Raw genomic sequence first — 4,876 nt, 5'->3', positions numbered from 1 at the left:
TTGTCTTATTGATGAATATGCTCCATTAATTTTTATTAATACAAAAGATAGTGAAAATGGAAAAATTTTTTCAATGTTACATGAATTAGCACATATAGGATTAGGAACAGAAAGTATATTCAATGGCGAAACTTATAAAGTTCAAAATGAATATACAAAAATTGAAGCAAAATGTAATGAAATTGCTGCTGAAATATTAGTTCCCAATAATCAATTTACACTTGAGTGGTCTACAACTCATTTAAAAAATAATAAAGATAAAATAAATGAGTTATCTAATAAATTTATAGCTAGTAATATTGTTATTGCTAGAAGAGCATTGGATAATAAATTTATTTCTAAAAAATTATATAATGAAGTTGTAGATGAGACTACAGAAATTTTAAAAAATTATTTTAAACCGAAAAGTTCTGGAGGGAACGCAGTTAATAATGCAAAATCAAGATTAGATACAAATTTTGCGTTGGCGGTGTCTGATGGCTTGAAAAATGGAAGAGCTTTATATAGTGACATTTATAAACTAGCTGGTGTAAAACCTAAAATGTTTGGGAAAATAGTAGAAAGTATGGAGGAGATTTGATGGGTAATAGTAGTAAAGAGAATTTTATATTAGATTCAAATTGTTTTATTACACCATCAAAGCAATTCTATAGTTTTGATTTAGTTCCTACATTTTGGAATTGCTTAAAAGATCAAAATAAATCCCAATATATACACATAATAGATAGAGTTAAAGATGAATTATGCCATGAAACAGTTGATGACAATAAAGATGATGTTCAAAAATGGGTTGAATTAGAATACAATGGTAATATATTGACTACAGGTGATGAAGAAATTTTAGAAAATTATGCAGAAGTCTTAAACCACGTCCAAAATTCTGGAAAATATAAAGAATCTGCTTTAGAACAATGGTCGAATATAAAAATTGCTGATCCATGGCTAATAGCTACTGCTAAAAAATTTGATTATACTATTGTTACTTTTGAAACAGGGCAAAACTTACAAATTAAAAATAAGGCCAAAGCAGCTAAGATTCCAAATGTATGTGATCACTTTGGAGTGAAATATTGTACTTTGTATGAAATGATGTATAAATTGAATATTAAAATTTAAAAACACTCACCTTCGGGTGGGGTTTTTGTTTATATTAAAATATATGTGGTATAATAAATGAAGCGTCATAGAACGCTTGTCAAAACCATAATGAACAACACTCTTAACAAGCTCACCTTCGGGTGGGCTATTTTTTTATATTGAAAAATTCATTTAATAATACGTTCTCATCACCATTTTTTAAACTTTTCTCCACGTCTTTGTATTTATCACTTACAGAATTATCAGAATATTCCTCTGCCATACTATCCATTCTATTTGTTACTTCCTTTGAACTCCATCCCATTTTTTTCATTTCTTTTTTATAATTCATAAATTCACCTGCGCAATTCATTTTTTTACAATTCTAATTATAAACCAGTTAAGTTTAGAATAGAAGTAATTTATTATTTACACACACGAACACTTGTTCTATTATATAGATGAGGTGATTGTATGTACAAAGGTATAGACTATAATGCTATGGTGGAACGTGCTAAAAAGTTAAATAAAGTCACAATCAAGCATACTGATTTAATGACCGACGTGGAAAAAGAGATATGGCAGAACTTAGAAATAATATATCAAGATTCAATACGGTTAGAATTTGCTTTGCTACTCGTCAAAAATAATTTAGATAGAAAAATTGTTATATCCCCGTACTTGAATGATGATAGAATTTTTATAAAATAAGAGGTGAGTATATGGAAAAAGAATGTAAAATAGATTTGGATACCGAAATCGAGAAACTCCAAACTCGTATAAACAATCGCTCGGAAATAATTAGTACATTAATTAAAGATGGATTAGAAGAAATTGAATTGAGAGATAGACTTATTGAATTGAAAAATAGAAAAAGTATTTAACGGACAATGAGCGGACAATAAAGTGCTGAAATAGCACTATATATGGGATATTGACAATCCCTCACTCTCCGTATCAAATCTTTGATTACATAGGGTTTCAAGAGAGCAAGTGTCAAATAAGTGTGAAGAGAAGAATTCTCTGACGCAATTGGCCTTGCTCTTTTTTAATTCATTTAAAAGACAGCAATATATTTAAAGCATAATTGATACAGTATTCATCGGTGAAAGTCCTTCAATAAAGTGAAAAATTTAAAGTTTTAAATGTAATATTGGATAATTTCTCTTTTGTGCATCTTTTTGTGATTCACTATATATTTCGAACCCATTCTTTTGATAAAATTTTAAAGCCTTATCATTATCTTTGTTTACGTCAACAAATTTAATTGCTTCTTCTTTAATTAAATATTGCAGTATTTTGGTGCCATATCCATTGCCAAAATGTTTAGGATCTAAAAATAACATTTCAAGATTTTGCTCATTGGTACCAGAAAAACCAATAACTTCGTCGTTGTTAAACCATAAATATGCATTCACATATTTAAAATATGTTGGTATTTCTGATTTTAATGCTAGCTTATCCGATTCTTTTAAAAAATCGTGTGATGCATTTATAGATTTTTCCCATATTTTCATTGCTGTCGGATAGTTTTGCTCTTGAAGTGAGATTTTCGATAAATTCATATTTTTACTTCCTTCTTTATGTTAATTTTACATTTTTAATTATAATATGTAATTTTATTTTATTAATAATTTAATCAAATTTTGATTTAAATTATTATAATTCTCTAATCATCATCAATCCTTTATTTGATTTTTTAAATCAACTTGCTCATATAAATTTTTGGGCGCGTGTTTCACCTGTAATAAGGAGAATATTGTATATTGCTTTATCTGTTAATGATTCTGAAACATAGTTCATTAATTGAGTACCAATATCTACACCTTGATATTTAAAAATAATTTGAAATTCATCTATACAAAATGGTTGCATTTTATTAAAATAACCCATCATTTCGTCGATGGGTTTAACGTTATTGTTCCCACTTTGATCGTAAAATACACGAACAGAAGTTATTTTGTGGATATTCAGGTTCAAAATATTTGATTACATCTGATTTTATGTTGCCAAATGTCGTTTCTGGTTTATGTTTAAAGCCATCATAAAAGGCTTTTATTACGTCTTGCTTAAAATTACCACGGGGAAATTTCGTCACTATGGCTTTTCTAATTTCATCAGAATACTGATTCCAGTTGTCACCCATAACATCCATACCTACACCATGATATAGTAATGCTACGTTGCTTTCTTTATGTTCAGCTACACCCAGTGTAGTATGCAAGGCAATAGCATCCCAAGCCAGTTGTAAATCTTGTTCATCATAATTATAAGTATCTAAAAATTGTCTTACTGCATTTGCACCATCGACTTCAAATCTTAAATCAGCGCTACTATATTGGTTTGTAAGACCTAAGTCATGAAACAGGGCAGTAATGTAGAGTAATTCCTTATCATAATGCAAATTATCTTGATTTCCTTTAATTTCACCGAATAAATAAACACGATTTGAATGATTCCAAATTAATTCGTTACCATATTCATGAACAATGTCTTGAGCGTCTTGTACTATGCCACTGTCTGGAATTGTAATTTCGTCTATACTTTTTATCATAAACAAACATCCTTTCAAGTAATATATTTTGTAAATTCCCTTATATGTATACTAAAAACAACAGTTTTATATTCGAACTTTCAACTTTGTTGTGAATAGTTAAAATATAAAAGAGCACACGAGAAAATTTAACTCAGTGTGACCGATTTTCTTACGACATTAATTTATGTATGTTTGTTAGCTGTTTGGTATCTTTTTTGAAATTTCTTAAACTGTTAATTAACAAGTTTAAGAGATAGTGATTGTAATACTGGCACTTGGTAAAGTAATATTATTAGTTGAAGTGGTTGTGCCATAAGTAGTAAGTTGTGAAGCAAGATCGACAGTGTTATGTGCTAAGGTTATACTCCAAATATTTTTTAGTAATATAAAATATTGCAGAAAACAATACCAAAGCAAATGCATAAATTATCTGAGACGTCGTTAATAAAAACGAAGTATTAAAAATAGTTAAAATATCACTCAAAAATAGTAATATTAGTAAATCAACATAACGAATGATAAGAATGATTTGGTTGGATATAGCGTCTCAAGTCAGCAAGCTATATAATTTGTTATTTTAATGGGTCTCAAGCTAGTAGAATTATTAAAGAATTAAAAAATCCCCCTCCATTATGTAATGGAAGGGGATTTAATTAGTTCGTTTTTATCGGTGAATACCACTTAAAATTAATGAGTGGATAATTTTTTAATTTGAATTAGAGCTAAAATTTTAATAGCTGTTTTTTATTTTTACTATTATAAAAATATTTTTTACTTTGGTCATTGCGAATATTTATTTTTACGAACATTTTAAGTAAAATATTAATAGCTGAGGAATCTTTCTTCTATTCAGCATAACATAAGTATTCCTAAGCCAATGATAGAGCCACTTTCGATAGTGGCTTTTATTGCACTGCTGATCATCTTTACATTAATTATCGTTATTAAAAAAGGAATCTACCGTATCAGCTACCTTTTCACTCGAACCGGCATTGCTATTATTTTGTTGAAGGTCTTCGTCATGAATTTTTTCATCGGTAAGACCCTCAATACGATTTTTAACTTCTCTTCTTGTCCATCCCATTTTTTTAATTTCTTTTTCATAGTCCATGTTGCATTTTACTCCTTGATTTAAAATCTATGTAACCAAAAATTGTTCTTCATTAGATATAGCTAAATAGAAAATTTATGCTATTAAATATTAAAAAATGTTAATCACTCATATTATATTGTAAATTATAAAATTAGCAAATAAAATGTCTT

The 4,876-nt window shown here is 28.2% G+C and carries 9 protein-coding genes; 4 read left to right on the top strand and 5 right to left on the bottom strand.

All coding sequences use genetic code 11. From position 1 onward, the window contains the following. Together RPL90_RS00735 and RPL90_RS00730 are read left to right on the top strand one after the other, a co-directional pair. A partial coding sequence (locus RPL90_RS00735; protein ID WP_313541455.1) for an ImmA/IrrE family metallo-endopeptidase occupies positions 1-580 on the top strand: 580 nt, incomplete at its 5' end. Then, the gene (locus RPL90_RS00730; RefSeq protein ID WP_313541453.1) at positions 580-1,116 is read left to right on the top strand and encodes a DUF4411 family protein; all 537 of its coding nucleotides are present in this window, start codon (positions 580-582) and stop codon (positions 1,114-1,116) included. The genes RPL90_RS00735 and RPL90_RS00730, both read left to right, overlap by 1 nt. A 127-nt stretch (positions 1,117-1,243) precedes the next feature. On the opposite strand, the gene RPL90_RS00725 is transcribed toward RPL90_RS00730, so the two are convergent. After that, positions 1,244-1,429 carry a hypothetical protein gene (locus tag RPL90_RS00725; protein ID WP_313541452.1) on the bottom strand — a complete coding sequence of 62 codons (186 nt, stop codon included), beginning with the start codon at positions 1,427-1,429 and terminating at the stop codon, positions 1,244-1,246. Positions 1,430-1,551: 122 nt separating this feature from the next. Here RPL90_RS00725 and RPL90_RS00720 point away from each other — a divergent pair, with 122 nt between their 5' ends. Continuing rightward, a complete protein-coding gene (locus tag RPL90_RS00720; protein WP_313541450.1) occupies positions 1,552-1,788 on the top strand; it encodes a hypothetical protein in 237 nt (78 codons plus the stop codon). Between the two features lie 11 nt (positions 1,789-1,799). Next, entirely contained in the window at positions 1,800-1,961 is a 162-nt protein-coding gene (locus tag RPL90_RS00715) for a hypothetical protein (RefSeq protein ID WP_313541448.1), read from the top strand. A gap of 249 nt (positions 1,962-2,210) precedes the next feature. Here RPL90_RS00715 and RPL90_RS00710 read toward each other — a convergent pair whose 3' ends face one another. From RPL90_RS00710 to RPL90_RS00695, 4 genes are all read right to left on the bottom strand, one after another. Then, complete coding sequence (locus tag RPL90_RS00710; protein WP_313541447.1) at positions 2,211-2,642, bottom strand: GNAT family N-acetyltransferase; 432 nt, start codon at positions 2,640-2,642, stop codon at positions 2,211-2,213. A gap of 148 nt (positions 2,643-2,790) precedes the next feature. Beyond that, on the bottom strand, positions 2,791-2,952 hold the full coding sequence (locus RPL90_RS00705) for a hypothetical protein (protein WP_313541445.1): 162 nt from the start codon (positions 2,950-2,952) through the stop codon (positions 2,791-2,793). Positions 2,953-2,992: 40 nt separating this feature from the next. Next, complete coding sequence (locus RPL90_RS00700; RefSeq protein ID WP_313541443.1) at positions 2,993-3,631, bottom strand: HD domain-containing protein; 639 nt, start codon at positions 3,629-3,631, stop codon at positions 2,993-2,995. 913 nt (positions 3,632-4,544) lie between these two features. Further along, a complete protein-coding gene (locus RPL90_RS00695; protein ID WP_313541441.1) occupies positions 4,545-4,724 on the bottom strand; it encodes a hypothetical protein in 180 nt (59 codons plus the stop codon). Positions 4,725-4,876: the final 152 nt, after the last annotated feature.

The organism is Staphylococcus kloosii (assembly GCF_032139365.1).
GTDB lineage: Bacteria > Bacillota > Bacilli > Staphylococcales > Staphylococcaceae > Staphylococcus > Staphylococcus kloosii_A.
Note: the sequence above shows the minus strand (reverse complement) of the source record. Positions and strands in the feature narration are given on the sequence as shown.

Coding starts and splice junctions, on each gene's coding strand:
- RPL90_RS00725 (WP_313541452.1), bottom strand. CDS start 1,429: ATGAATTATAAAAAAGAAATGAAAAAAATGGGATGGAGTTCAAAGGAA.
- RPL90_RS00710 (WP_313541447.1), bottom strand. CDS start 2,642: ATGAATTTATCGAAAATCTCACTTCAAGAGCAAAACTATCCGACAGCA.
- RPL90_RS00695 (WP_313541441.1), bottom strand. CDS start 4,724: ATGGACTATGAAAAAGAAATTAAAAAAATGGGATGGACAAGAAGAGAA.
- RPL90_RS00715 (WP_313541448.1), top strand. CDS start 1,800: ATGGAAAAAGAATGTAAAATAGATTTGGATACCGAAATCGAGAAACTC.
- RPL90_RS00730 (WP_313541453.1), top strand. CDS start 580: ATGGGTAATAGTAGTAAAGAGAATTTTATATTAGATTCAAATTGTTTT.
- RPL90_RS00720 (WP_313541450.1), top strand. CDS start 1,552: ATGTACAAAGGTATAGACTATAATGCTATGGTGGAACGTGCTAAAAAG.
- RPL90_RS00700 (WP_313541443.1), bottom strand. CDS start 3,631: ATGATAAAAAGTATAGACGAAATTACAATTCCAGACAGTGGCATAGTA.
- RPL90_RS00705 (WP_313541445.1), bottom strand. CDS start 2,952: ATGCAACCATTTTGTATAGATGAATTTCAAATTATTTTTAAATATCAA.